Source organism: Allomuricauda sp. MMSF_3307 (assembly GCF_030733585.1).
Classification (GTDB): domain Bacteria; phylum Bacteroidota; class Bacteroidia; order Flavobacteriales; family Flavobacteriaceae; genus Flagellimonas.
In genome coordinates, this window is the sequence record NZ_JASHIQ010000001.1 from 813,869 (window position 1) to 838,023 (window position 24,155).

A 24,155-nucleotide genomic window follows, 5' to 3' on the forward strand; every position below is an offset into this window, starting at 1 on the left:
ATATTTGAATGTATTTTTGACTCCATGTCAGATATCGATATCATTAGTCAGTACAGAGCTCAGTTTGTTACGTACCTCGAACAAAGAACCCAATTAGGGGAACCCAAAAATCTGTACGAGCCCGTACAGTATATTTTGGGATTGGGAGGCAAACGCATGCGGCCCATACTTACCTTGATGACGGCCGAGGCCTTTGGCGGAAAGGTAGCGGATGCCATGGATGCGGCCTTGGCCGTGGAAATGTTCCACAATTTTTCCTTGGTACATGATGATATTATGGATGACGCTCCCTTGCGAAGAGGTAAGGTGACCGTTCATGAAAAATGGGATGTGAACACGGGAATTCTATCCGGCGACGCCATGTTGATTCTTTCCTATCAATGTTTTGAAAGCTACCCTCCTGAAATCTATGCGGAGCTGACCAAATTGTTCAGCAAGACCGCTTTGGAGGTTTGCGAAGGGCAGCAATATGATGTGGATTTTGAGACCCGGGACGATGTGACCATCCCCGAATACCTGAAAATGATTGAGTACAAAACCTCCGTTCTCGTGGCAGCTGCCATGAAGATGGGTGCGATTGTGGCAAAAGCCTCCGACAGGGATGCCAATGCCATTTATGAGTTTGGCCGGAATCTGGGCATTGCATTTCAATTGCAGGATGATTATTTGGACGCCTTTGGCGACCCCAAAACCTTTGGCAAGCAAGTGGGAGGTGATATTATGGAGAACAAAAAGACCTATCTCTACCTCAAATCATTGGAAAATGCCTCCAAAGACAATCAAGAAGGGCTGTTGCACCTGTATTCCATCAAACCTGAAGATTCTACAGCTAAGGTCGCTGCGGTAAAAGCAATTTTTAATGAAAGTGGAGCAGTGGAAGCAACCAAAAAAGCGATACAAGACTTCACCCAAAAGGCCTTTGATGCCTTGACAGACACCAACCTGCCAGAGAACAAAAAAGCTTTGCTAAAGCAGTTTGGAAAAAATTTGATGGAGCGTACCGTTTAGAACAGGCGATTGAGCAATGCGTTGACGAACGGCATGGGTTTGGGAGCGGTCACAATTTGAAGTTCTTCCCAAAGATTGGTCTCGTTTTCTAAGAATTTTAAGATCAAGGAAGCCTTTCTTCTTTTGAACATGGATTCAAAAATTTCGTGTCCCAAGTGATTGTTTTTGTACAAAATGTCCAATAATAACATATCGTAGAACAGAAACCGGCTCTTTTGATGAAATTGGATCAAGGGTTTGCCCGTTTTAAGATGTGCTACCAGTTTGGGCACTTCTCTACTTGTATTGTAAAAAGTATAGCCCGTGCTGGGTTTGGCCCACCCGCCGGCAATCCCAATATGGAACAATTTATTGGAATTAAGTTGATGAAAGGGATAGCATGTCATGGGAATACTTCCGAATTCGGTGTCTTGGATGGAGTAGGTTATATCACCGAAGTTTTTGCTGATGTAGGTTTTAATGGCTTCTTCGTATTCCTGTTTTTCCAACAGATGCTCGGAAAAGAGAGTGTATTCCAACAGGGCTTCGGTTTCCGAAAAGGGGAGGATGTACATAAATCGAGTATTGCCCTTTTGGGGTACGGAAAAATCCATGAATGTTGCCTCGTTCGGGTTAAAAACCGACCGGTCTGTTTTAATGTGCCACCCTACAAAATGTTGCTGTAAAACGGGGTAATCCGTTTGTTTTAGGGGTAGGGAAGCGTCGTACAAACTGGAAAATACCGTTTGTCCGGTAAATTTTTGGCTAGGGGTGATTATCACAACCTCATTTTCAAGTTCTTCAAAATTTTCTACTTCTTCGTGTACCCAAGTGATGTTGGGATAGGCTTTCACTCTTGGCACAAAGTGATCGTAGAAATCAATCCCTCTCAACATTTTATAGGTATAGGGGGCAATGGAAGTGGATTTTTGAAGTGATTTCCCCCCCACATAAATATGGTTCCATGTTTTATGGACCAGTTCATCAAATTGCCCTGCTCCCCGTTCCCAAAAGCACCATGTGCGGTCGTTTTTGGATTTATCGTCCTTGTCCAACACCAAAATGGATTTGGAAGCAAAGAAAGGATCTTTTCCCAAGGTATCGGCCAAAAGCAGACCAGCGGCTCCCGCACCTATAATGATGTAGTCGTAGTTGGGCATGGTGTCAAAGATAGAAAAGGGTGCGGATAATTGATGGTAAAACTTTCAATAGCTATCCGTAACGAATAAATCTGCAAGGGTCATAATATCTAGATATTTCTTTTGCCCCTTTTTTTGACAAGTATCAAAATGCAATAAATGATAAATAATACCAAAGGCAAAATAGCGATGCCATAGGTATATCCCCAGAATAATTTCATGGCCAGTTGGCCTCCTTGAAAACCTGTCGCCGCTCCCGAAAATGAAAACGATAAATTTCCAGCAAGTAAATAGGACACGGGTACCCAAAGAACTGCAAAACCTACGGAAAACTTAAGAAGTTGGTTGAACAGTTTGGGCCGTTTCTTAGGATTCCTAAATTCTCCCACACCAAAAGAGATTGTCAAGGGCAACGCAATTAGACCCGTCCAGGTTATGGGCGTTCCCATCGGAATGGAACTTCCTTCATATATCGGGACGGTCAAAATGGAGGAGCCTGTAATCAAAAGTGACAGGACAATAATGAAAATCAAAAGGCAGGCAAAAAAGTACAACGAAGGCTTGGTCATTTTTTAACTTTAAATGTTGGCAAGGTAATTTTTGTTCTTTTGTCAAAAGCCATATTGCCTAGGTTGAACCATTAATAACAGCTATCAACTAGGATACTTATTTTTTAGCACAGTCAACAGTTCAGGTAAATTTTCCTCAATAATGTGCCAAACTATTTCCAAATCAATCCCAAAATATTCATGCACAATACGATTTCGAAAACCCCTTAGATGGGACCATTCAATTTCTGGGTTATTGTTCTTGTAGTTCTCGGTCAATCGATTGGCCGCCTCTCCAATGACTTCAAAGTTTCTTATCACAGCATCCACAGTCTTACTATCGCTTTTAAATTGGTCAAACGACATATCCCGTGTATAAGTCATGATTTTTTGCACTGACTCAATCATATCATGGATCAAAAGGACATTATCTCTTTTAGACATAAATCAAGTCGGATAGGATGTTGTTAAGGTATTGTTCCTTTATTCCTTTTTTGGAAACCAAATCCACTTTTAGACCCAGGGCTTTTTCTAGTTCATTTGCCAAATCGATAAACTTGATACCAATTTTTCCATCAAACTCTACCATGATATCAACATCACTGCTAGCCGTCTGCTCATTGCGTGCGTATGAGCCAAATAAAGCCATGGAAGCAATTGGATAGCGTTCTTTTAAACGCACCTTTAGCTGAGAGAGTTGATTCGTTATGTTTTGGGTTGTTTCCACACTCAAAGTTAATCAATCCACTCAAAATCCGTGCAGCATATTCCAAAGAACCAACGAATATATACTCAGTCACAAACGATTGGGTGCAAGGGTCAGGGTATCTGCTTGAATTTAGACATAACGAAAAATAAATTTTGTTAAATAAAAATGTATTTTTGAAAAAACATTTTTGATGACCCGATCAGAGGAAAACTACTTAAAGGCCATTTTTCATTTGGGTGGTGTGGATTCCAAATCCATTACTACCAATGCGATAGCGGAACAGATGGAAACCAAACCCTCGTCCGTTACGGATATGGCCAAGAAATTGGCCGAAAAAGGATTGGTGGATTATGTGCGCTACCAAGGGGTTTCTTTGACGGATGCCGGCGTTAAAACCGCATTGTCCATTATTCGTAAACACCGGTTGTGGGAAGTCTTTTTGGTAAAAAAGCTGGATTTTACTTGGGATGAGGTACACGAAGTGGCCGAGCAATTGGAGCACATCAAAAGTGAAAAATTGATAGACAAAATAGATGAACTCTTGGATTTTCCCAAGTATGACCCCCATGGCGATCCCATTCCTACCAAAGATGGGAAGTTTCAGGAACGTGATGAGAAATTGCTCAGCGAAATGCCCATCAACTCCAAAGGGGTTTGTGTAGGAGTGAAGGATTCTTCGGTTCCCTTTTTGAAGTTTTTGGACAAGAACAACATCGCTTTGGGCAATACCATCCAGGTTTTGGATAAAGAGGATTTTGACAATTCCCTTCGGATTCGAATGGAGGGGAATGAAATGCGAATATCACATCAAATAGCATCAAACTTATTTGTGAAAAAGAATAGCTAATGGAAGCAGTAATCGACTATTTTGAAAGTATCGACCCGATTTTGGCGGCCCTTTACGCCACTCTGTTCACTTGGGGATTGACCGCTGCCGGGGCGGGTCTTGTGTTTTTGTTCAAAAGTCCAAAGAGAGCCTTAATGGATGGCATGTTGGGCTTTACCGGTGGGGTTATGGTCGCCGCCAGTTTCTGGAGCCTATTGGCACCGGGCATTGAGATGAGTGAAGGGGAAGGCTTTGTTAAGGTCATTCCGGCTGCCGTTGGGTTCTTAATGGGTGCAGCCTTTATTTTTGGTTTGGATAAGATTTTGCCCCATGTCCATATCAATTTTAAAATAGACGAAGCGGAAGGGGTAAAAACACCTTGGCATCGCACTACGCTCTTGGTATTGGCCATTACCTTGCACAATATTCCCGAAGGGTTGGCAGTAGGTGTCCTCTTTGGAGGGGTGGCCTCTGGCTTTGAAGGCGCGACCATTGGTGGTGCCGTGGCCTTGGCTTTGGGTATTGGGCTGCAAAACTTTCCGGAAGGCTTTGCCGTTGCGGTGCCTATGCGCAGGCATGGACTCAGCCGTAGAAGAAGTTGGATGTATGGTCAGGCATCCGCCATTGTGGAACCTATTGCCGGTGTGCTTGGCGCTTGGGCCGTATTGACCTTTGAACCTATTTTGCCATATGCCCTTGCATTTGCGGCAGGAGCCATGATTTTTGTGGTGGTCGAGGAGGTAATCCCAGAAACGCAACAGGACAAATACACCGATATCGCCACAATGGGTTTTATCGGTGGATTTATTATTATGATGATTTTGGATGTAGGATTGGGGTAAATTATCCCCCGATCAAATCAAATACCCCCTTGATCAAAAATTCGTCAGATTCGGTTAGTTGATCCGAAATGATTTCCGAATAACCATCATACGAATTTCCCTGAGCTACGGGGATGCGTTCAAAGGTATAGCCATCTTGCTTGTTGATTAGTTTTAGCACGTAATGGTTTCCTTCCGATTCGATTACCGCCTCATCGGGTAATGCCCAGGTTTGTACGGTATCGGTCATGATCATGGCATCCACAAACATCCCAGGTAGAAAATGGGTATTCTCTTCGTGCTCCAAATGTCCGTGCACCTTTATGGTTCGCTTATCGCTGTCAATCGATGTCCCCACTAGGTATACCTCTGCATTGAAATTGGATTTGGCCGCCTCTGGAATCTTGAACAGGATCTTTTGTCCTTTCTTTACCTTTAAAATGTCTTTCTCAAAAACGGTAAGTTCTAGGTGGATGTGGTCATTGTTTACAATTTCCAATATTTCCGTAGCAGGTGACACATAACTTCCCTTGGCCACGTTCATTTTGGTGATACTGCCCGCAATAGGGGCATAAATGGCAGCCTGTGAAGAGATTTTGCCTTGCTCCACTTGGCTTGGGGAAATATTGAGCATTTGTAATTGTTCCCTCAAACCTTGATAGCGTGCTTTGGCTGTTTCATAATTGCTCTTGGCTTGAAGAAAATTCTTTTGTGAGGCGATTTTCTCCTTAAAAAGCGTCTGGTTTCGCTCAAACTCTGCCCTCAGGTAATCCAACTGGTTGAATACTTCGAGATAGTCCTGTTGCATCTGCACGAATTCTTGGTTTTCGAGTACTATCAAGAGTTGTCCTTTTTTGACCCGGTCACCCACCAAAAGGGAAGTCTGCTTCACAAAACCTCCCATAAATGCGGTGATACTGGCCCGGTTTTCTGGAGGAACGTCTATCATTCCAGAGGTCTCCACAATTTTGGGAAAGGTTCGTTTCTCCAAGCTTCCTATCATCAGATCATTGGTATCGAATTGATCCTGCGTCACCACAATACCTGTTTCTTCTTGTTCTTGTTCGGTGGATGCTTGATTGTTCTTATTGCCGCAGCCCATCATTAGGAGGAAAACAGCGGTTATTTGAAGTATATGTTTCATGATTATAATGTTATGGTCAAATAATTAATGGCGATTACGGTTTGATTGTACTGGTTGAGCACATCCAAATAATTGAGTTGAATCTCGTAGGCATTTTCCAAGCTTTGGATATATTGGAAAAAGTCAATTTCCCCATTTTGAAAATTCCCGGAGGCTGCTTTCAAAATTTGATCGGAAAGTAGACCACCTTCGTCCTCATAATAGGAGAGTTCCTTGGCCTGTTGTTCCAGTTGGCCCATTAGGGTTTTATAGCGCTGGTTCATGGCTACGCTGATCTCTGTATTTTCCATTTCCGTGATCTTCGTCTGTATTTTGGATGATTTCACCTTACTACTGTGGCCAAAGAAGAAAATGGGAACGCGAACGCCCACTTGAAGACCGTAAAGGGATGCGCCCAGACCACTGTTGGTTCCTTGAAAATACTCAAGGTTGAGGTCGGGCAGCAATCGATTTTCCTCTAAGCTCTTTTGGGCATTGCTCAGCTGTTGGCGATGGTCCAAAAAAGAGGTCTCCGTTGGCATCATCCCTTGCAGATTGACCACGGTAAGCTTTTCTGGCATTTCGGTCACTATTTTTAGACTGTCTCCCGTCTGGACCAAACTTGCGATCTGACCATAAGTGGTCAACAACTGCTGATTGATCTTGGCAAAGGTGTTCGCAATCTGTCGTTGCTTGGCCGTTGCCGTTACCTTTTCCAGATAATTGGTCTCGCCGAGTTCAAAACGTCTGTCGGCCGCGTGTGCAAATTTGCTATAAATACTGTCCAATGTCTTGTAAAGCTTTGCTTTTTGGTTCAAGGTCTGATATTGGTAGTACGCATTGCTCAGGGCTTGGTATAATTGCTTCTTTTGAATTTCAAAGGATGATTTTTGCAGCTCGTAGTTCGATTGTTGAAGCCTGTTCTTTGCTCCATAAACCGTAGGGAACTCAAATTGCTGTTGTACCCCAAAAACCCGTATGGGCTGATTGTTGATGGCCAAGTTGTTCTCATCATATTGATAGTAAATATCCGTTTTGTCAAACTCAAAAGCGGTTCCCTTTAGGGTTTCTGCTTGATCTACCATCATGGAACCTGCCTGGATACCTTTGTTATTTTCCAAGGATAAGGCCATAAGGTCCTCCAGGTTCAACTTTTCTTGGGAGAAACCTGAAAGGCTAACCATGAACAATATAATGGTAAGGCCTTTCTTTTTCATTTTTCGCGCTCTTCGTCTTTTTCCCATTCCACGGAATTTTATGTGATGTGAATACGCATATAAAACGGGCAGTACAACCAATGTCAACATAGTTGCCGTTACCAGTCCGCCAATGACCACGGTGGCCAAGGGTCGCTGTACCTCGGCACCCGCATTGGTGGATACCGCCATGGGCAAAAAGCCCAATGCTGCCGCAGAAGCGGTCAATAAAACCGCACGAAGCCTGTCCTTGGTGCCCTGTTTGATCAAATCTTCCATGGAATCAAAGTCTTTTCCCTTGAGTTCCTTGAAATGCTCTATCAATACGATGCCGTTGAGCACGGCTATCCCAAAAAGGGCAATAAATCCAACCCCGGCAGAAATACTAAAGGGCATGTCCCTTAACCAGAGCAAGAGAACCCCGCCGACCGCTGATAACGGGATGGCGGAAAAAATCAACAAAGCTTCTTTTACCGACCCAAAAGCGAAATAGAGCATAATAAATATGAGCAACAAAGCAATGGGTACGGCTATCATCAACCGGGCCTTGGCATTTTGAAGGTTTTCGAACTGTCCACCATAGGTAATCAGATAGCCTGGGGGCAGTGTGATGTTGTCCCTGACCAATAACTGGATATCATCGACCACAGATTGAAGATCCCGGTTCCTAACGTTGATGCCCACTACGATTCGTCTTTTGGTATCATCACGGGAGATTTTGGCGGCACCTTTTTGATAGGTAATCTCAGCCAGTTCGCTCATCGGGATTTTTCCTCCATTGGGAATATCCACATAAAGATTCCGAAGGTTGGAAATATCTTGACGGTTCTCGGAATCCAAGCGGACGGCCAGATCAAATTGTCGTTCCCCCTCGAAAACGCTGCCAACCACCTTACCGGCAAAACCCATGGAAATCATTTCGTTCAGGTCGGCAATGTTGAGCCCATGACGTGCAATTTTGGCGCGGTCAAAGGCAACGTTCATTTGGGGAAGACCCTCCACCTTCTCTACGATAATGTCCGACGCTCCTTCCACATCTTGGATGAGATCCTTTATTTCATTGGCCTTTTTGTTCAAGGTTTCCAAGTTTTCACCAAATATCTTGATGGCAATATCGGCCCGTACCCCGGTAATCAGTTCATTAAAGCGCATTTCAATGGGCTGGGTAAATTCCACTTCCATGCCCGGGATCACGGAAAGGGCCTCTTTAAATTTATCGGCCAGTTCGTCCTTGGTTTCGGCAGAGGTCCATTCGCTTTTTGGTTTCAAGGAAATGATAACGTCACTTTCTTCCATCGACATAGGATCGGTGGGCACCTCGGCAGCCCCGATACGGCTTACTACCTGATTGACCTCTGGAAATTGTTCCATTAGGATTTTTTCAATTTTAGTGGTCGTTTCTACGGTTTTGGCCAAGGAAGTCCCTGTTTTTAGCACAGGTTGGATCACAAAGTCTCCTTCGTCCAAAGTGGGCACAAATTCACCTCCCATGGAAGAGAATAAAATTATGGCTCCTACCAATAGTGCAGCAGCTATGGAAAGCACGAGTTTTTTGCTTTTCATGGCCCATTCAATAACGGGTTCATATTGTTTGTTGATCCAGTTTACCAAACGAGCGGAAACGTTTTTGGAGGACTCCTTGGATGGTTTTAAAAACAAGGAGGAGGCGACGGGAACATAGGTAAAGCATAGTAAAATGGCTCCCAAAAGGGCAAAGCTGAATGTCAACGCCATTGGTTTGAACATTTTCCCTTCTACACCGCTCAGGGACAGGATTGGGATGAATACGATCAAAATGATCAGCTGGCCGAACACGGCGGAGTTCATCATTTTGGTAGCACCTTCAACCGTTATTTTATCCTTGATGGACTGTGTGGCGTCTTTGCCCAAGTCCACCAACTCTCCCTGCCTTCGTGTAATTTGAAATGCAATATATTCCACAATGATTACGGCACCATCAATGATGATTCCGAAGTCAATGGCACCCAAACTCAATAAATTGGCGTCCACACCAAAAATGTTCATTAAGGTAAGGGCAAACAATAGGCAGAGTGGGATAACCGAGGCGACCACAAGCCCTGAGCGCCAGTTGCCCAAGAGCAATACGACCACAAAAATTACGATGAGGCAACCCAGTACGAGGTTTTCCGTAACGGTAAAGGTTGTTCTTCCGATGAGTTCACTACGGTCCAAGAAGGGGTTGATGTACACCCCCTCTGGCAAGGATTTGGAGATTGCGGCGACTCGTTCCTTGACGGCTTCGATAACACGTTTGGAGTCAGCATCCTTGAGCATCATAATTTGCCCGAGGACCTTTTCGCCCTCGCCATTTCCGGTGATCGCCCCAAAACGTGGAGCACTTCCAAATCCGACTTTGGCCACGTCTTTGATATAGATTGGAATTCCGTCCCTTGCGGTTACCACAATGTTTTCGATGTCCTTAAGGTTGCCCACCAAACCTTCACCTCGGATAAAATACGCTTGGTTTACTTTCTCGATATAGCCACCGCCCGTAACACTATTGTTTTTTTCCAAGGCGGTGAACACTTCTCTAGCGGTGATATTGAAAGCGTTCAATTTTTGGGTCTGAATGGCCACCTCGTATTGTTTGAGGTGCCCACCCCATGTATTGACCTCCACTACTCCTGGAATTCCGGAAAGCTGCCGTCTCACGATCCAATCTTGGATGGTACGCAGCTCCGTGGAAGAATATTGGTCCCTGTATTTGGGCTTTACATCCAAAATATATTGGTAAATCTCTCCCAATCCGGTGGTAATTGGTCCCATCTCCGGGGTTCCAAAGCCTTCGGGTATTCGACTGGATGCAGATTTGATTTTTTCCGCAATGAGCTGTCGTGGCAGAAAGGTGCCCAAATCGTCCTCAAATACTATCGTAACCACGGAAAGACCGAACTTGGAAACGGACCGAATTTCCTTAACGCCAGGGAGATTTGCCATTTCCAACTCCACGGGATAGGTTACAAATTTTTCCATATCCTGTGTGGAGAGGCTCCTTGAGGTAGTGATGACCTGCACTTGATTGTTGGTGACATCGGGAACGGCCCCGATGGGTATTTGTGATAGTGAGTATAGCCCCACCAAGGCTATTGCCACTGTGAAAAGAAGAACAATAAACTTGTTCTTTATACTAAAGTTGATAATTTTTGAAAACATGATTCATAGAAAATAATAGCATTATTAAAATGGAATAAAGCTTGTGAGAAGTGTTCAGCAAGGCTGAAGTGCTATGAATTATGCCTGTTTGGGCGGCTGGAAAAGATTGTCCCCCCAAATGTGCGAATAGGATATCTGATAATGAAAATTACCCTTCGCTGCCAATGGAATTTCTGGATAGGAATTGATGAAGCTATCTTGTCCTAAAACAAACACTAAAGGTTGGGCACAGGGAGCTTGATGATGTTGGAACGGAAGTTTTTCGTGTTCTTTCCGCTCCTCTTGATGCTTTTCGCTATGGGAAGCTTTAAGGTCCCCATAATGTTTGGATACAAACACCATAAAGTCATCACCATATTCCTCATTGTGGAATTGGTAGTGCTCAACCAGTTGTCCAAGTTCCACCAAATCCTTCAAATGGATATTGGCACTTTGGAGTAAAATGAGCAACGATATGCCTATGGTAACTATTTTGTTCATCCTGACACCATAAAATTAAGAATAATAAGCAGGAGGACATCAATTCGGACTTAATTTAGAATTAATCTGATTTTACAACCATGAGGCCCTTATCGGGCCTCTATGGTTGAAATTCCATTATCCTGTAAAATGGCATTCACCCTTGGGAGCTCTTTTTCCAAGGCTGTATGTAGTTTGGCCATATGTTTTTCCAGTTCTGCGGATAATTCATCGTACACCACGTAGGCGGCATCCGTGGGTCGTGCATCCCCAGTTTCGATACTTCGTTGCAAAGCGTTGAACCTGTTGTTCAGTTTGATGGGGAAGTTCAATGGGTCTTGTCCTGATTGATTTTTGGTCTGATAAAGATCTTCCTCAATTTCCGTCAAGGTTCCCATAAAATCTTCTGAGAGTTTAGTGAACTTTCTGCTGGAAATCCCCTTCCCCAAACTATCCAATTGTTTGCGGATGCTTCGTATTTGTATGACCGCTTCATTCGCAATGGTAGCTTTTTGGGTAATTTTAGAAGCCAATTCGAACTGTTTTTGGAGATCCTCCGCAGTAATTCCCTTCAGGTTGGGGTCCATTTCAATTTCAAACGGATAGCTTTTGATGACCTCGGGGCCAACTTTCATTTGTACGGTATAGGTGCCAAGCGGTGCTTTTGGTCCTACCTCGGCCGATGCTCCCCAAATAATGATACCATCAAAAGTAGTGGGACCGGGATAGCGCAAGTTCCATGTAAAGGTGTTGATGCCTTTTGCCGTTGTAGGTTTGGTGCTGCTGAAACGGCTCCACCATGAAGATTCACCTGAATCCTCATATTTGGGTTGATTACCCCCGAAAGATTCGATGAGGTTATTGTTGGCGTCAAAAATGGAAAAGGTGATGGTGTCCACCTCTTCTTCCAAGTAGTATTGGAAATTGGCATTGTAGATGCCCCTGATGGCATTCGTAGGCTTAAAAAGAACATTTTTTTGCTCTTTAAGGTCTTCGGAGTATTCCCTGAACGGCTGAATGTCGTCCAAAATCCAAAATCCACGACCGTGGGAGCCCAATACCACATCGTTGTCCTTGATCACCAAATCCCTGATCGGGGTATCGGGCAAGTTCAATTGAAGGGATTGCCATTCGGCGCCATCGTTTATGGAGAAATAAACCCCATGCTCGGTAGCCAAGAACAATAGGCCTTCCTTGATATGGTCTTCGCGAATCGCTCTAGCAAAGTGACCGTCTTCTATTCCATTAATGATTTTCGTCCAGGTTTTTCCGTAATCGTGTGTTTTAAAAACGTAAGGAGCCCTGTCGTCCACTTGGTATCGGTTCGCGGCCACATATAAGGTGCCAGGATGGTGTATGGATTCCTCAATAATACTTACCCTGGAATATTTGGGAAGGTTCTCCGGCGTAATGTCCTCCCAGTTTTTGCCGCCATCACGGGTGATGTGTATTTTACCATCGTCCGATCCGGCCCAAATGGTATTGATATCGTGATTGGAAGGTGCCAGGGCAAAGACCGTAGCATAGATCTCGGGGCCGTTCATGTCCATGGTGATGACTCCACCCGTTTTGCCCAAGGTTTCTGGGTCGGCATAGGTCAAATCTGGACTGATTTTTTCCCAGGTCTGTCCATCGTTTGTAGTTTTCCAAACGTGTTGGGAGCAGGTATACATCACGTTCGGGTCTTTGGGAGCGAACATAATGGGGAAAGTCCATTGCCAACGTTCTGGAAGTGCACTTGCAGGTTCTCCCGAGAAAAATCTTGGATACACTTGAATGTCGCGTGTTTGTCCATTGCTTCGGTCATATCTAGTCAAGAGGGCTCCTTGGCTTCCTGCGTAAAAAATATCGGGGTTGGTCGGGCTTTGTGTAATCCAACCACTTTCCCCGCCGCCCACAGCGTAGTACCATTCGGAGCTCGGTCCTCTCGCCTGCATAAAGTCCCAACCATCGCTGGGCATGGCCAAAGTAGAATTGTCTTGCTGGGCACCGGCCACATGATAAGGGACATCGCTGGTTGCCATCACATGATAAAATTGCGAGGTCGGATAGTCCTGTTCGGTCCATGTTTTACCGCCGTTGATGCTCACCACACCACCTCCATCATTGGAGCTTATCATTCTATCTGGATTATTGGGGTCTATCCATAAATCATGGTTGTCGCTATGGGGCGTATTTATGCGTTCATCAAAAGTCTTTCCACCATCGGTTGACTTGTAAAAACCTACATTTAAACCATATACCACATCCTTATCCTTAGGGTCGGCATAGATTCTGGAGTAGTAAAAGGCACGTTGCCGTAATTTCCGTTCGTTGTTGGTGAGCTCCCAAGTGTTACCTCCATCATCAGAGCGAAAAACACCGCCTTCATTGGCTTCCACTATGGCCCAAACGCGATTGGAGTCGACAGGGGAAACGGTCACCCCAATTTTACCAATGGGACCTTCGGGCATGCCCTTATTTTCGGTCAGGTCCGTCCAAGTTTCCCCACCGTCGGTGGATTTCCATAACTTGCTATCTGGACCGCCGCCCCACATTTTCCATGCCTTGCGATAGACTTGCCACGTAGTGGCGTAGAGCGTATTGGGATTGTTTCGGTCTATGATCAGGTCGGCGGCACCTGCCCTATCGCTCACGTAAAGGACTTTTTTCCATGTTTTGCCTCCGTCCACGGATTTAAAAACACCGCGTTCCTCATTTTCACCGTAGGGATGGCCCAATGCGGCAACATAAACAATATTTTCATTGGTCGGGTCAATACGGACTCGGGAAATGGCTTGGGTTTCCTCCAGTCCAAGATGTGTCCAGGTTTCACCGCCATCGGTTGATTTGTAGACGCCGTCTCCCTGTGTGATGCTACCACGAAGTTGGGTTTCGCCCATCCCGATATACACCACGTCCGGATTGGTTTCTGCCACGGCCACAGCCCCAACAGAGGAACTCGTTACTTGGCCATCGGTTACACATTTCCAAGTGTTTCCGCCGTCAATGGTTTTCCAAAGTCCTCCCCCGGTGGCACCAAAATAATATTCGTTGGGTCTGGATGGGCTTCCGGCGGCCCCTAAGGAACGTCCGCCCCGGTTTGGACCTATGTTCCGCCATTCAAAACCGCTGTAAAAGCTGGTGTCAACGATACTAGGGGATGCATTCTGTGCGTAAATAAATAGTGTTGAAAGGAACATGGAAAGTAGCATCCATGTTTTCATCGAGGTTGTTGGCATTCTCATGATGTCAAAGGTTGGTTGTGAGTAGTTTGAATTAGTCTACAATGTACTCAAACTTTTTGACATGGCTGCGAGATGGATTAGAGTTCTGGATCATCAAAGTTGACCCCGGGAGGATTAAATAGGCCCCAGCGGTCCAAGGTGTAGTTCCATGGGTCAAAAGTCTGTACCCATTCGGCAAACAAGATTCGGAATTCCTCAATTTCCTGTCGTAGTAACTCCAGATATTCCGTGTGTTTGAATCCCCACATTTCCAAACCTGAGCATCCTGTTTGGATCTCGCGGCCAGCTTTTCGAATAATGGTTGCATTCTCCATTCGGATGCCATACAGGTCACCTCCTTCGGCGCCTGCTATTTTCGGGCAAATGAGCATGGCATCATTGCGCAGTTGCTCTGCATGGTGCCGTAAGAGGCGCAACTCGGTTTCCGGAAGGGATGCATATTCTTCTTCGTCATTGGCCAGGGAGGCTATTTTATCGGCCAAATCGAAAATGACCCACCCTTTTTTGTAAAGAGGCATTTTTTCAAATTCATCCCTATTTTTGTTTAGATCATCATCGTCTTCGAACATGTCTCAATGATTTAAGTGTTCCAAGATAACCCCATAATCATATTGTAGGTCTTCATGGAGCAGGGAAATTTTCTTTTTGATGTATTCCAATTGTCGATTGTACAAATTGGTGAGGGTAGTATTTCTGTGAAAGGACGGTCGTAAGGATTTCATCCGCTCACAAAAGTGGAGCAACAGTTCCACTTCGGTGGCTTTGTTCCCAGAGTATCGGATGTATTTTTTAATGGTCCGAAGTATTTTCCGAACGCTCTTTTTGATGTAGAAATAACTGCTGGTATTGATGTCTTCAAACATGGCATCGACCTCCTCTTTTACGGATTCAATATAGCCTTCCTCGCTATCGGATTCAAAAAGCAAATAGGTAAGCAATTCCTTGTTCTCTTTTTTGAAGCGGGCCAAGCGCAGGCAGAGCTGGAGGGTTTCTTCCTGCGATTTGAATTGGAGTTCTTTTTTGAGTTGTGCAATCGTAGCGGCCTTCATACCCTTAACTTCTAAGGTAAGATGCGCCATTTACATCGATGATCGTCCCTGAGGAATATGCCGCCTCGGAAGATGCCAAAAAAAGAATGGCGTGCGCTACCTCTTCGGGTTGGGCCATACGTTTAAAGGGTGATTCACGGAGCAGGTTTTCCCTTTCGGCAGGGGTAAGGGTTTCTTTGGCCATTTCGGTTTCGGTAAATCCAGGGGCGACCACTCCCACATAAATGTGGTGTGGTGCCAGTTTTTTGGCCAGGGATTGGCTCATGGAGTTCAGTGCCGCTTTACTGGCTCCGTAGGCCGGTTTGGTGGGCTCGCCCCGGAAGGCACCTCGTGAGGACACGCTTACAATGTGTCCACCTCCGGTTTTCATCATGGCCTTAGCCCCCCAATAGCACAAGTTGGCCACAGCAAATAGGTTGGTCTCGAACGTCTTTTCCCAAGCATGGGTCCAATGATCAAAATCCACTTGGTCAATTTCATGAAAAATGGAAATGCCCGCGTTGTTCACCAAAATGTCCAATTGACCATAATGATTCACAAAGTCCTCAATGAGGGATCGGGTCTCTTGTTTTTGGGAAATGTCCCTTTTAAAAAGTTGATGGCCTTCCCCGGGCAGCTCCGCTAATGTCTGTTTGGCTACTTCATCATTACTTCTATAATTGAGCCCTACCTTGGCCCCTTTTTTGGCGAAGGCCAATGCGGTTGCTTTCCCGATGCCTCGCGAAGCACCGGTAACCAGTACATTTTTTCCTTTAAAATCCATAAAGTTGTGTTGCTGTTATTCTAAATTTTGATCAATTGTGGTAATCAGTTTACTGATGTCGGACAAAGTTTTGCCAAGAAAACTGTCCTGCATGGTCATAAGATAACTGATACCGTAAAGATCGGAAAGAAAAACGGGATTTTTGTGTAGCTCTACATTTTGGATGGATTTTAGTTCGGTATCCAGATTCAGTTTGGCCTTTGCAAATTCCTTGGTAAAGAATTCCGGGAAGGCCTCATCTACCACTTTACGGTTCATTTGGACCAATCGTTCTTGAATTCCTTCGGAATAGGGGTATTCATAATAATTGGTCAATAGCTTTTTAAGACCATTGTCACGAATTACGGTAATGGTCTCTGCGGCCAACATGTTGTTGAAAGTGGTGGTGCTGGGTTCAAAAAGTCGATAGTCTACAAAAACGTCCGTAGCGGCATCAAAAATGGCATAGCGTTGTTGGTTGTTCAAGGTGTCGGCAAAGATTCCCATCATATCGGAAATAGTCGCTTGTTTTTGCCGATTGTAGTCCAACACCACATGTATGGCCAAAGAGTCTTGAACCAGGCTCGATTTAATTTCCTGTAAATAGAATTGTTCCTTGTTGCGCTGTATCTTTTGATTGTTACAGGTGTTGATTTGCAAGGCCAATAGTATTCCAATGACGACTAGCACAATTTCCCCTGCGGCATAAAAAAGATACTTTGAGAATTTGTTCTCGGTCAACAGGGATTTTCTGAGTTTTCTAAAAATGGTCGGCATGGTCAGTGGTTTGTTTAAAGATAATAAGTTAGCGCACAATATTCTACGGATTCCCATGTTGTTCTAATAATTACTTTTCTTTGTAGGAACTGTTGGTTCTTACACAGGAATTTTCGAGACATACTATGAAATCAAAAAAGAGACACTGGTTATGGAATATGCTGATTGTCATCACCTTGATACTTTGCGTTCTTGCCTTTGTGGAGCACTACAAAAACTGGCATAAGATCGAGGAGGGACACCTTAAGATCTACTCGGGTATCTATTATCAAAACATACCTTTGACAGCATTGGACAGTGTGGTTTTTGTGGAAAAATTACCCGAGATGGAGCGTTCTAGCGGGTTTTCCTGGATGGAAAGGGAGAAAGGGGTGTTTAATGATTCCATAACCAACACCAAAGTCTATGTTTTTGTGGATGATCTCTACCAGCAAAAAATCAAATTGGTGCACCACGATTCGCTAAAAATGTATGTGAATTTGAGGGACAGTCTTAAAACTGCCGAATTATTTGCAATTTTGCAGACTGAATTGTTGAACAACATGGAAACTGAAAAAGAAGTCCAATAGGTATGAAGGCATTTCTCTTTTTTCTCTTATTGCCCATTGTGGGCTTCTCACAGAATACATTGAGCGTTCGGGTGAACAATGTGGCCACTCAAAAAGGAAGTGTCAATGTTGCAGTGTATGATTCCGACGAATCCTTTTTATCTTTTGACCGTGTTTTGAAGACGGACAGTGTCGCCGCAAACGAAGGAAGCGTGGAATTCAATATTCTCGACCTTCCTCCTGGAGAATATGCCTTGGCCGTATTCCATGATGAAAACAACAATGGCAAACTCGATACCAATTGGTTGGGCATACCCAAGGAAAAAGTGGCATTTTCCAATGCCAAAATGAAGACCTTTGGTCCGCCCAAATATCACGAGTGCGCTTTTAAGATGATTTCGGATTACGAAATCCATATTGACCTTTAATCTAACAGCACTATGGGAACAATTTTTATGGCCCAACTTATGGGCGCTTTGTATGGTCTTTTGGCAGTGGTTTTTGGCGCATTTGGTGCCCACGCCCTTAAAAAGAAATTGACCCCCGAACTGCTACAAAGTTTTGAGACAGGGGTCAAATATCAAATGTACCATGCCATTATACTGTTGATCTTAGGCTTTAATCTTAATTTTGATAAGCCATTGGACTCTTGGATAGTCAACTGCTTTATTTTTGGTACCTTGTTGTTTTCCTTCAGTATTTATGCCCTTTGTTTGGGTGAGGCAAAAGGCAGCAAACCTCGTTTTTTAGGCCCGGTGACCCCCATCGGGGGATTGTTGCTGGTCGTTGGTTGGGCCCTTTTGCTTTATTCCTTTGTTGCCAATTTGATCTAGAGGCGCAGGTACATATTCCCATTAATCGTATTGAGTTGCAGGCGGTGCGTGGCATTGTCAAACCTTCCTTCCACCTTTTGGCCCACGTAGCGGTCACTCACAGTAAGGTTTAGGCCTTCATCCGCATAAATGTTGCCATGGATGGTCTCGGCCACCAATCTGGAATCCTTCATCACCAGATCTATTTCGCCGTTGATGGTTTTAAGGTCCATATCGCCATTGTACTTTTTGATTTCGATATCGCCATTGATCAAATCTGCTGTAAAATCTCCTTCAATATAATCCGAGGCAAGGTCACCGTTAATGCTGCTTACGGCGAAGGTGGCTCCCTTGGGTACGTAAAGCACATAGTTGAACTCGTAGCTGTCCCCTTCAAAATAATATCCCTTTTTATTTGGGCGTGTTTTCTCCCACTCGGCCTTAAAGGCGTCAAAAACATCCTTTACGTTGGAAGCGATACTGAGGGAACTATTGCTTTCCGCAATGTCGAGTTTAAACTTGTCCAAGTACTTTCCATCCTCAATAGTAATGTCGGCCTTAAAATAGACGGTGTTTTTGTCCCATGTTTTTACTTCGATGTTGTTTGCAAATTTGACATCCAAATCTATGGACTGACCGGAGTAGTCAAAGTTTTTTTCGATGACTTTCTGTGCACTCAGGGTAAGTGTAACCAACCCTAAAAATGCGGTGATAATGATATTTTTCATGACTGTTCGATTTTTGATTTTAAACGTTAATTGATGTTTATTTTTTTCTGAGATACATGTTTCCGTTTGTGGATTTCATGGAGATTTTGACGCCACCTCCGTTAATGGATGCCTTGATATCCCTTCCCAAAACGGACTTTAATCCATTTTTGTCCTCGGCTTTAACGTCAAAATCCGTGTATACATTTCCGTTGAGCGTACTCAAGGCAAGATTGGCCGGGGTGTTCGCTGGAAGGCTGACATCTACCGCACCATTGGTGGAATACAAGGAGATAGGGGAGTCTTGAGTGACTTTTCCAAAAACCACTTCCAGTTGCCCGTTCAAGGAGTTGGCGGTAACAGGGCCGTTCACATTGGTGATGCGTACCCCTCCATTGAGTTGGGCATCGGCTTCAATTTCACCCGAAAAACCGTCGATTTCAATATCCCCGTTCCAAGTGCTTTTTACGGCAAGGTTCTGTGAAGCCGGTAAATAGATTTCGGCTCCCTTGTTTTTGCGCAGGTTGTACACGATCAGGGTATTCCCGTCTTGCACTACCGAGAATCCAACGTTGGTATTGTCCGTGCCGCCTTCACCCACCAATTTGAGTCCTTTGGCACGCTCTGGCGTTTTTATTTGAGGGCCGGACTTGATCAGCAATTCGTTGGTATTGTGGGTTTTTACCACAATATCCGTCTTTGATTCGATTTTTACCCATTGGATTCCGTTGAGGGATTTGGTGTAATCGTTTTGTGCTTTGGCCATGGTACCCATAAAAAGGGCCACAGCAATAATTGTGAATTTTCTCATGATATTCGCTTTTTTGATGTTTATGATATACTTGGCAATACTGCCCTGATTTGATCCTTGATAAAGGGTTGTGTGTCTTCTTTTTCCAATAATTTTTTCATGGGTTCGGCCGCTTTCTTTTCCTGAATCTGGACCAAGGCCTGAATAATGGCTACTTGTATGCTTGGGTTCTTTTCGTGCTCCAAGGCTTCGATAAAGGTGGTTTTTACGGTTTCTGATGCGGTAAATTTTACTAGTGCTTCAAAGGCGGTCATCCGCACATTATCATTCTCATCGTACAACAATCGGTTGGCGAGTGCTTGGATGATGGCCTCGTCGGGCTCCTCAAATTCTTCGATATAGTTCACTCCCTGAATGCGTTTGCTCGCCGATTGGTTCTCCATTAAAGACAGCATGGCCGTTTGTTTCATTTTATGGGTTTCATCTTGCAGTTGTGCAAGGTCCTCGTTCACTTTTCGTTGTTGAAAAAGGCTGCCCATCTGAAATGCTGCTACCAAAAGGGCGATGCTTGCCGCAATTTTTAATAGGTTCCCTGCCCAGTTGGATGATTTTCTGCTCTCCATGCGAACCACTTTTCCCTGCTGCATCTTTTCTTGTTCAAGGGCCGTTTCGAATTTGGCTCTGAGCCTATCGGTGGGTGCGGACACCTCATTGTCAAACCCAGTGAAAAGAATTTTCATCTCCTCCACTTCTTTTTGGCATTCAGCACATTGTTCCAAATGCTTTTCTAGCTTGGCAGTCTCCGTTTTGCTCAAATGACCATCCAGATACTCTGGTATTTGGTCAAAAACATGCTCTTTTTCCATGGTCAACTACGTTCTAAATAGATATTCTTCAATTTTTTTAAAATCCTGCACACTCTTGTTTTTACAGCTCCGGGGGTACTGCCCATAATTTCGGCAAGATCCTCGTACTTGATCTCTTGATATCGGTTTAAGATGACCAATTCCCGGTCGTACGGATCCAATTGGCTCAGGGCATATTGTAAGTGGGCATTGTTTTCCGACACCTCATTCTCCTCTTCCACCGCTTTGTAGGCCAAAACCTCGATATCGTCGTGTGATTTATGGTTTCTGGTGTAATGGGTCTTGAGATTGTTCCTTGCAATGGTGAACATCCAAGACATAAACGACCCATTGTTGTAGGTGCCCCTATACTTGATCAGTTTGTAAAAAACATCTTGTGTAAGATCTTCCGCCAACATTCGATCACCCGACATTTTGTACAGAAAATTGTACACGTGTTTATGATGCCGGTCAAAAAGTACCTTCAGCAGGTCTAGGTTTCCCTCAGATACCTTTTGCATGATCATCTCATCTGAAAGTGTTTCCAAATGCTGTTGTTTTAGTTGGCGTTTATCTTATATAGTCAAGAAATTGGGAAAGGTTACACGGAAAGTGATTTTTTTATTCTAAGAGTGATGCTTTATTGGAAAGTAGTGATTTTTATGACCCCGCTAGCACCTCTGGAGCCATAGGATCCTGCATCCGAACCGCTCAGTGCTTCGATATCCTTTACGGTGGCACTGTCCACCAATTGATTTACCGATTCAAACGAATTGCCCAGTATATATCCGTTCAGGACGTACAATGGCTCGGTGGCCCTTCCAGTAATCTGATTGGCCGATTTCATAAAATAGGGGATACCGCCCCTGAGCGTTATTCCGGGCAAACGCCTGATTCTATCGATCAAGTCGATGGTTTTGTTGTTTTGTGTCTGGATTTCCTGGGCAGCGTACTTGCTATAGGATGGATTCTTAGTTGAGGAACAACTTGCAAAAGGCATCAAGATGATGAGCAAGAAAATGGATGTGAGGTTTTTCATGAGAACAAAATGTCCCACAATCTATGGATTTTAATACAAATGAACCTAAAAACATTTTGTTCATCAACCACAACCGCAGTCATCGGAACCGCAGGAACCAGAATTGTTCTTGCCTTTTCCGAAGATTGATTTGGGAAGTAGAAATTTCCACACCAAATACCCTGCAGCAATCAATAAGGTGGCATAAACCAAGATTTGTTGGATCATAATGCGATTAAATTAGGATTTGGTAAGCGAGTAAAGCTATAATATAGGCAAAAACACTCATAAAGCCCAATTGGATCATGGGCCATTTCCATGAATTGGTCTCTCTTTTTACAATGGCGAGCGTGCTCATGCATTGCATGGCAAATGCGTAGAACAACATCAGTGATATTCCGGATGCGAGATTGAACAATGGTTTGCCATCTTCATCCAGTTCTGCCGCCATTCGCTTCTTAATGGTTTCTTCCTCGTCGCTTCCCACACTGTAAATGGTCGCCAAGGTGCCCACAAAAACTTCCCGGGCGGCAAAGGAGGTCAATACGGCAATGCCGATCTTCCAATCGTAGCCCAAGGGTTTCACCAAGGGTTCAAAAGCTTTTCCGGCTTGGCCAATATAGGAATGTTCCAATTTGTAACTGGCAATCTCCTGTGCAACGGCCCTCTCAGTGAGTTCTTCTGTCAAGGTCCTTAGGGAGTCTTGTATGGAGCTGGGTGCGATTCCCTTTGCCAGGGCGTTCTCCCTGTGGGAAGCAATGTTGTTTTGAATGTAATTTTTGCTGTAGGTGCTCAATCCCTCGTTTTCTATTCTTTCGGTTACTATGGTCTCTGCATTTTGGAAATCATCCGAATACCCATTGGAGCCCAAAAACCATAGGACAATGGATATGGCCAAAATGATTTTACCCGCGCCCCAAACAAAGCTTTTTGTTTTTTCGATTACCGTGTACACCACATTTTTGAGCAATGGAAGCCGATAGGTTGGCATTTCAACCATAAAAATGGACCTGCTCTTTATCTTAAGGATTTTATTGAGCACCATGGCCGAAAACAGTGCCATTCCAAAGCCGATGAGGTACAGAAGCATCAATGTCAACGCTTGATAGCTCAGACCCAAAATGCTGCCCTCTGGAATCACCAAGGCGATTAGAATCAAATACACGGGCAATCTAGCGGAGCAGGTGGTAAATGGGGTTACCAGAATAGTGATGAGTCTTTCTTTCCAATTTTCAATGGTGCGGGTGGCCATAATGGCCGGTATGGCACATGCGTTCCCCGAAATGAGGGGCACTACACTTTTTCCGCTCAATCCGAAGGGGCGCATCAATCGGTCCATTAAAAAAACGACACGGCTCATATAGCCTGACTCTTCCAGAAGGGAGATAAACAGGAACAGAAAGGCAATTTGAGGGATAAAAATAACAATGCCCCCGATTCCCGCTACAATTCCTTCAGCAAGTAAATCCGTAAATACCCCGGGTGGCAAGGTGGTCTTTATCCATTCAGCCGCTAGGGCAAAATTTTCATCGATAAAGTCCATGGGGTAGGAGCTCCATTCAAAAATGGCTTGGAAAATCAGCAGTAATATGGCAAAGAAGATCAGGTAGCCAAATATTTTGTGCGTTAAGATTTTGTCCAACGAAGCTCGAAGGCCTTTTGCCGCCAAAAAATCGACCTTGTAAGTTTCCTTTAAGATGTTATTGATGAGCTGGTAGCGAAGTACCGTTTCCTTGTGCTGCAATTTTTTTAACTCATCCTTCGACTTTGTGGAGAAGTCCGTAGCATCTTGGATACGCTTCTTTTCTATGGGCATAAAGTTCACATCTTGAGTGATGACGAGCCATAGTTTGTACACATCGTTTTGTGGGAATGCCTTTTTTAATCGTTCGAAGTATGCTGGGGAAATTCGGGTTGGATCTAATAGCGGTTTGGACGAGACATTTTTGTAATCGGCAATCAATTCCTTGATGCGTTCTATACCGGTGTTTTTTCGGGTACTGACCAAGGCGATTTTGGTGTCCAATTTTTTCTCCATGGCCTCCACATCCAACGAAATCCCTTTTCGGTCCATCCTATCGGCCATATTGATCACCAAAATGGTGGGAATTTTTAGATCCTTGATCTGGGTAAAGAGTAATAGATTCCGTTTGAGGTTTTCCACATCGCTAATGACCACGGCAACGTCGGGATAATCCTTGTCGTTTTTGTTGAGCAACAGTTCCACTACCAAACTCTCATCGAGGGAGGTGGTGTTCAAACTATAGGTTCCCGGTAAATCGAGAATGTGCGCTTTTACGCCTCTGGGAAGTTTGCAGATACCTTCTTTTTTCTCCACGGTGATTCCGGGATAGTTGCCTACTTTTTGCTTGAGACCTGTAAGTTGGTTGAATACTGATGTTTTTCCCGTATTGGGGTTCCCGATGAGGGCTACGTTGATGTTTTTGCTCATTTGGGCTGTGTTTCTTCAATGATTTCCAATTCAATGAGCTGCGCCAAGGATCGTCGTATGGCCAAGTGGCTGCCACTAAGGTTGATGTAAATGGGATCGTTCAGTGGGGCAATACGCAACAGTTCTACGCTGTTGCCGGGCAGGCATCCCAATTCCATTAATTTTATGGGGAGGTTGTTTTCCGTGAATCCTTTGATTATTCCCTTTTGTCCGTACCGTAAATCTGCTACTGTGGCCACTGTTTT

26 protein-coding genes are annotated in these 24,155 nt (G+C 44.3%); 6 read left to right on the forward strand and 20 right to left on the reverse strand.

The genetic code is table 11. The features are described 5' to 3' along the window. Nucleotides 1-24: 24 nt before the first annotated feature. The gene (locus tag RBB12_RS03590; RefSeq protein ID WP_306012824.1) at nucleotides 25-1,008 is read left to right on the forward strand and encodes a polyprenyl synthetase family protein; all 984 of its coding nucleotides are present in this window, start codon (nucleotides 25-27) and stop codon (nucleotides 1,006-1,008) included. Here the strand turns inward: RBB12_RS03590 and RBB12_RS03595 are convergent. The 4 genes from RBB12_RS03595 to RBB12_RS03610 all read right to left on the reverse strand — a co-directional run bounded on the left by RBB12_RS03595 (nucleotide 1,005) and on the right by RBB12_RS03610 (nucleotide 3,401). After that, entirely contained in the window at nucleotides 1,005-2,147 is a 1,143-nt protein-coding gene (locus RBB12_RS03595) for a lycopene cyclase family protein (RefSeq protein ID WP_306012825.1), read from the reverse strand. The genes RBB12_RS03590 and RBB12_RS03595 overlap by 4 nt on opposite strands. An 89-nt stretch (nucleotides 2,148-2,236) precedes the next feature. Beyond that, nucleotides 2,237-2,695, reverse strand: a complete 459-nt coding sequence (locus RBB12_RS03600) for a hypothetical protein (protein WP_306012826.1) — start codon at nucleotides 2,693-2,695, stop codon at nucleotides 2,237-2,239. An 84-nt stretch (nucleotides 2,696-2,779) separates the two neighbouring features. Then, nucleotides 2,780-3,118 carry a DUF86 domain-containing protein gene (locus RBB12_RS03605; RefSeq protein WP_293281757.1) on the reverse strand — a complete coding sequence of 113 codons (339 nt, stop codon included), beginning with the start codon at nucleotides 3,116-3,118 and terminating at the stop codon, nucleotides 2,780-2,782. Continuing rightward, nucleotides 3,111-3,401, reverse strand: coding sequence for a nucleotidyltransferase family protein (locus RBB12_RS03610; protein ID WP_306012827.1), 291 nt, complete (start codon nucleotides 3,399-3,401; stop codon nucleotides 3,111-3,113). Before RBB12_RS03610 ends, RBB12_RS03605 begins: the two co-directional genes overlap by 8 nt. Nucleotides 3,402-3,573: 172 nt before the next feature. On the opposite strand from RBB12_RS03610, the gene RBB12_RS03615 reads away from it, so the two are divergent. Then, entirely contained in the window at nucleotides 3,574-4,230 is a 657-nt protein-coding gene (locus tag RBB12_RS03615; RefSeq protein WP_306012828.1) for a metal-dependent transcriptional regulator, read from the forward strand. Continuing rightward, nucleotides 4,230-5,051, forward strand: a complete 822-nt coding sequence (locus tag RBB12_RS03620) for a ZIP family metal transporter (protein ID WP_179383417.1) — start codon at nucleotides 4,230-4,232, stop codon at nucleotides 5,049-5,051. Before RBB12_RS03615 ends, RBB12_RS03620 begins: the two co-directional genes overlap by 1 nt. A 1-nt stretch (nucleotide 5,052) precedes the next feature. Here the strand turns inward: RBB12_RS03620 and RBB12_RS03625 are convergent, their stop codons facing one another. The 8 genes from RBB12_RS03625 to RBB12_RS03660 form a co-directional block, all read right to left on the reverse strand. Then, nucleotides 5,053-6,174 (reverse strand): efflux RND transporter periplasmic adaptor subunit, encoded by a 1,122-nt coding sequence (locus RBB12_RS03625; protein WP_306012829.1) that lies wholly within the window; start codon nucleotides 6,172-6,174, stop codon nucleotides 5,053-5,055. A 2-nt stretch (nucleotides 6,175-6,176) separates the two neighbouring features. Then, nucleotides 6,177-10,523, reverse strand: coding sequence for a CusA/CzcA family heavy metal efflux RND transporter (locus RBB12_RS03630; protein WP_306012830.1), 4,347 nt, complete (start codon nucleotides 10,521-10,523; stop codon nucleotides 6,177-6,179). A gap of 78 nt (nucleotides 10,524-10,601) precedes the next feature. Beyond that, the gene (locus tag RBB12_RS03635) at nucleotides 10,602-11,003 is read right to left on the reverse strand and encodes a hypothetical protein (RefSeq protein WP_293287409.1); all 402 of its coding nucleotides are present in this window, start codon (nucleotides 11,001-11,003) and stop codon (nucleotides 10,602-10,604) included. 89 nt (nucleotides 11,004-11,092) lie between these two features. After that, entirely contained in the window at nucleotides 11,093-14,209 is a 3,117-nt protein-coding gene (locus RBB12_RS03640) for a VPS10 domain-containing protein (RefSeq protein ID WP_306012831.1), read from the reverse strand. A gap of 77 nt (nucleotides 14,210-14,286) precedes the next feature. Next, on the reverse strand, nucleotides 14,287-14,778 hold the full coding sequence (locus RBB12_RS03645) for a hypothetical protein (protein WP_179383422.1): 492 nt from the start codon (nucleotides 14,776-14,778) through the stop codon (nucleotides 14,287-14,289). A 3-nt stretch (nucleotides 14,779-14,781) separates the two neighbouring features. Then, complete coding sequence (locus tag RBB12_RS03650) at nucleotides 14,782-15,258, reverse strand: hypothetical protein (RefSeq protein ID WP_306012939.1); 477 nt, start codon at nucleotides 15,256-15,258, stop codon at nucleotides 14,782-14,784. Nucleotides 15,259-15,262: 4 nt separating this feature from the next. Beyond that, on the reverse strand, nucleotides 15,263-16,021 hold the full coding sequence (locus RBB12_RS03655; protein WP_306012832.1) for an SDR family NAD(P)-dependent oxidoreductase: 759 nt from the start codon (nucleotides 16,019-16,021) through the stop codon (nucleotides 15,263-15,265). Between the two features lie 15 nt (nucleotides 16,022-16,036). Next, complete coding sequence (locus tag RBB12_RS03660; protein WP_306012833.1) at nucleotides 16,037-16,777, reverse strand: DUF6090 family protein; 741 nt, start codon at nucleotides 16,775-16,777, stop codon at nucleotides 16,037-16,039. A gap of 125 nt (nucleotides 16,778-16,902) precedes the next feature. Between RBB12_RS03660 and RBB12_RS03665 the strand changes: the two genes are divergently transcribed. Genes RBB12_RS03665 through RBB12_RS03675 form a run of 3 tightly spaced genes read left to right on the forward strand, consistent with a single transcriptional unit; the run spans nucleotide 16,903 to nucleotide 18,158 of the window. Continuing rightward, the gene (locus RBB12_RS03665) at nucleotides 16,903-17,346 is read left to right on the forward strand and encodes a hypothetical protein (RefSeq protein WP_306012834.1); all 444 of its coding nucleotides are present in this window, start codon (nucleotides 16,903-16,905) and stop codon (nucleotides 17,344-17,346) included. 2 nt (nucleotides 17,347-17,348) lie between these two features. Continuing rightward, nucleotides 17,349-17,753, forward strand: coding sequence for a DUF2141 domain-containing protein (locus RBB12_RS03670; protein ID WP_306012835.1), 405 nt, complete (start codon nucleotides 17,349-17,351; stop codon nucleotides 17,751-17,753). Nucleotides 17,754-17,765: 12 nt separating this feature from the next. Further along, the gene (locus tag RBB12_RS03675; protein ID WP_306012836.1) at nucleotides 17,766-18,158 is read left to right on the forward strand and encodes a DUF423 domain-containing protein; all 393 of its coding nucleotides are present in this window, start codon (nucleotides 17,766-17,768) and stop codon (nucleotides 18,156-18,158) included. Here RBB12_RS03675 and RBB12_RS03680 read toward each other — a convergent pair. From RBB12_RS03680 to RBB12_RS03715, 8 genes are all read right to left on the reverse strand, one after another. Next, nucleotides 18,155-18,865 carry a hypothetical protein gene (locus RBB12_RS03680; RefSeq protein ID WP_306012837.1) on the reverse strand — a complete coding sequence of 237 codons (711 nt, stop codon included), beginning with the start codon at nucleotides 18,863-18,865 and terminating at the stop codon, nucleotides 18,155-18,157. The genes RBB12_RS03675 and RBB12_RS03680 overlap by 4 nt on opposite strands. Nucleotides 18,866-18,902: 37 nt before the next feature. Beyond that, the gene (locus tag RBB12_RS03685) at nucleotides 18,903-19,655 is read right to left on the reverse strand and encodes a DUF4097 family beta strand repeat-containing protein (protein ID WP_306012838.1); all 753 of its coding nucleotides are present in this window, start codon (nucleotides 19,653-19,655) and stop codon (nucleotides 18,903-18,905) included. A 20-nt stretch (nucleotides 19,656-19,675) separates the two neighbouring features. Then, nucleotides 19,676-20,461, reverse strand: a complete 786-nt coding sequence (locus tag RBB12_RS03690) for a HEAT repeat domain-containing protein (protein WP_306012839.1) — start codon at nucleotides 20,459-20,461, stop codon at nucleotides 19,676-19,678. Between the two features lie 2 nt (nucleotides 20,462-20,463). After that, the gene (locus RBB12_RS03695; RefSeq protein WP_306012840.1) at nucleotides 20,464-20,988 is read right to left on the reverse strand and encodes an RNA polymerase sigma factor; all 525 of its coding nucleotides are present in this window, start codon (nucleotides 20,986-20,988) and stop codon (nucleotides 20,464-20,466) included. A 92-nt stretch (nucleotides 20,989-21,080) separates the two neighbouring features. Continuing rightward, the gene (locus RBB12_RS03700) at nucleotides 21,081-21,479 is read right to left on the reverse strand and encodes a Plug domain-containing protein (protein ID WP_306012841.1); all 399 of its coding nucleotides are present in this window, start codon (nucleotides 21,477-21,479) and stop codon (nucleotides 21,081-21,083) included. Nucleotides 21,480-21,542: 63 nt separating this feature from the next. Then, nucleotides 21,543-21,686 (reverse strand): hypothetical protein, encoded by a 144-nt coding sequence (locus RBB12_RS03705; RefSeq protein WP_293281786.1) that lies wholly within the window; start codon nucleotides 21,684-21,686, stop codon nucleotides 21,543-21,545. A gap of 7 nt (nucleotides 21,687-21,693) precedes the next feature. Further along, entirely contained in the window at nucleotides 21,694-23,910 is a 2,217-nt protein-coding gene (gene feoB / locus RBB12_RS03710) for a ferrous iron transport protein B (RefSeq protein WP_306012842.1), read from the reverse strand. Further along, entirely contained in the window at nucleotides 23,907-24,149 is a 243-nt protein-coding gene (locus tag RBB12_RS03715; RefSeq protein ID WP_179383434.1) for a ferrous iron transport protein A, read from the reverse strand. The genes feoB and RBB12_RS03715 overlap by 4 nt, the downstream gene beginning before the upstream one ends. Between the last annotated feature and the right edge of the window lie 6 nt (nucleotides 24,150-24,155).

Coding starts and splice junctions, on each gene's coding strand:
- RBB12_RS03590 (WP_306012824.1), top strand. CDS start 25: ATGTCAGATATCGATATCATTAGTCAGTACAGAGCTCAGTTTGTTACG.
- RBB12_RS03595 (WP_306012825.1), bottom strand. CDS start 2,147: ATGCCCAACTACGACTACATCATTATAGGTGCGGGAGCCGCTGGTCTG.
- RBB12_RS03600 (WP_306012826.1), bottom strand. CDS start 2,695: ATGACCAAGCCTTCGTTGTACTTTTTTGCCTGCCTTTTGATTTTCATT.
- RBB12_RS03605 (WP_293281757.1), bottom strand. CDS start 3,118: ATGTCTAAAAGAGATAATGTCCTTTTGATCCATGATATGATTGAGTCA.
- RBB12_RS03615 (WP_306012828.1), top strand. CDS start 3,574: ATGACCCGATCAGAGGAAAACTACTTAAAGGCCATTTTTCATTTGGGT.
- RBB12_RS03620 (WP_179383417.1), top strand. CDS start 4,230: ATGGAAGCAGTAATCGACTATTTTGAAAGTATCGACCCGATTTTGGCG.
- RBB12_RS03625 (WP_306012829.1), bottom strand. CDS start 6,174: ATGAAACATATACTTCAAATAACCGCTGTTTTCCTCCTAATGATGGGC.
- RBB12_RS03630 (WP_306012830.1), bottom strand. CDS start 10,523: ATGTTTTCAAAAATTATCAACTTTAGTATAAAGAACAAGTTTATTGTT.
- RBB12_RS03635 (WP_293287409.1), bottom strand. CDS start 11,003: ATGAACAAAATAGTTACCATAGGCATATCGTTGCTCATTTTACTCCAA.
- RBB12_RS03640 (WP_306012831.1), bottom strand. CDS start 14,209: ATGAGAATGCCAACAACCTCGATGAAAACATGGATGCTACTTTCCATG.
- RBB12_RS03645 (WP_179383422.1), bottom strand. CDS start 14,778: ATGTTCGAAGACGATGATGATCTAAACAAAAATAGGGATGAATTTGAA.
- RBB12_RS03650 (WP_306012939.1), bottom strand. CDS start 15,258: ATGAAGGCCGCTACGATTGCACAACTCAAAAAAGAACTCCAATTCAAA.
- RBB12_RS03655 (WP_306012832.1), bottom strand. CDS start 16,021: ATGGATTTTAAAGGAAAAAATGTACTGGTTACCGGTGCTTCGCGAGGC.
- RBB12_RS03660 (WP_306012833.1), bottom strand. CDS start 16,777: ATGCCGACCATTTTTAGAAAACTCAGAAAATCCCTGTTGACCGAGAAC.
- RBB12_RS03665 (WP_306012834.1), top strand. CDS start 16,903: ATGAAATCAAAAAAGAGACACTGGTTATGGAATATGCTGATTGTCATC.
- RBB12_RS03670 (WP_306012835.1), top strand. CDS start 17,349: ATGAAGGCATTTCTCTTTTTTCTCTTATTGCCCATTGTGGGCTTCTCA.
- RBB12_RS03675 (WP_306012836.1), top strand. CDS start 17,766: ATGGGAACAATTTTTATGGCCCAACTTATGGGCGCTTTGTATGGTCTT.
- RBB12_RS03680 (WP_306012837.1), bottom strand. CDS start 18,865: ATGAAAAATATCATTATCACCGCATTTTTAGGGTTGGTTACACTTACC.
- RBB12_RS03685 (WP_306012838.1), bottom strand. CDS start 19,655: ATGAGAAAATTCACAATTATTGCTGTGGCCCTTTTTATGGGTACCATG.
- RBB12_RS03690 (WP_306012839.1), bottom strand. CDS start 20,461: ATGGAAAAAGAGCATGTTTTTGACCAAATACCAGAGTATCTGGATGGT.
- RBB12_RS03700 (WP_306012841.1), bottom strand. CDS start 21,479: ATGAAAAACCTCACATCCATTTTCTTGCTCATCATCTTGATGCCTTTT.
- RBB12_RS03705 (WP_293281786.1), bottom strand. CDS start 21,686: ATGATCCAACAAATCTTGGTTTATGCCACCTTATTGATTGCTGCAGGG.
- feoB (WP_306012842.1), bottom strand. CDS start 23,910: ATGAGCAAAAACATCAACGTAGCCCTCATCGGGAACCCCAATACGGGA.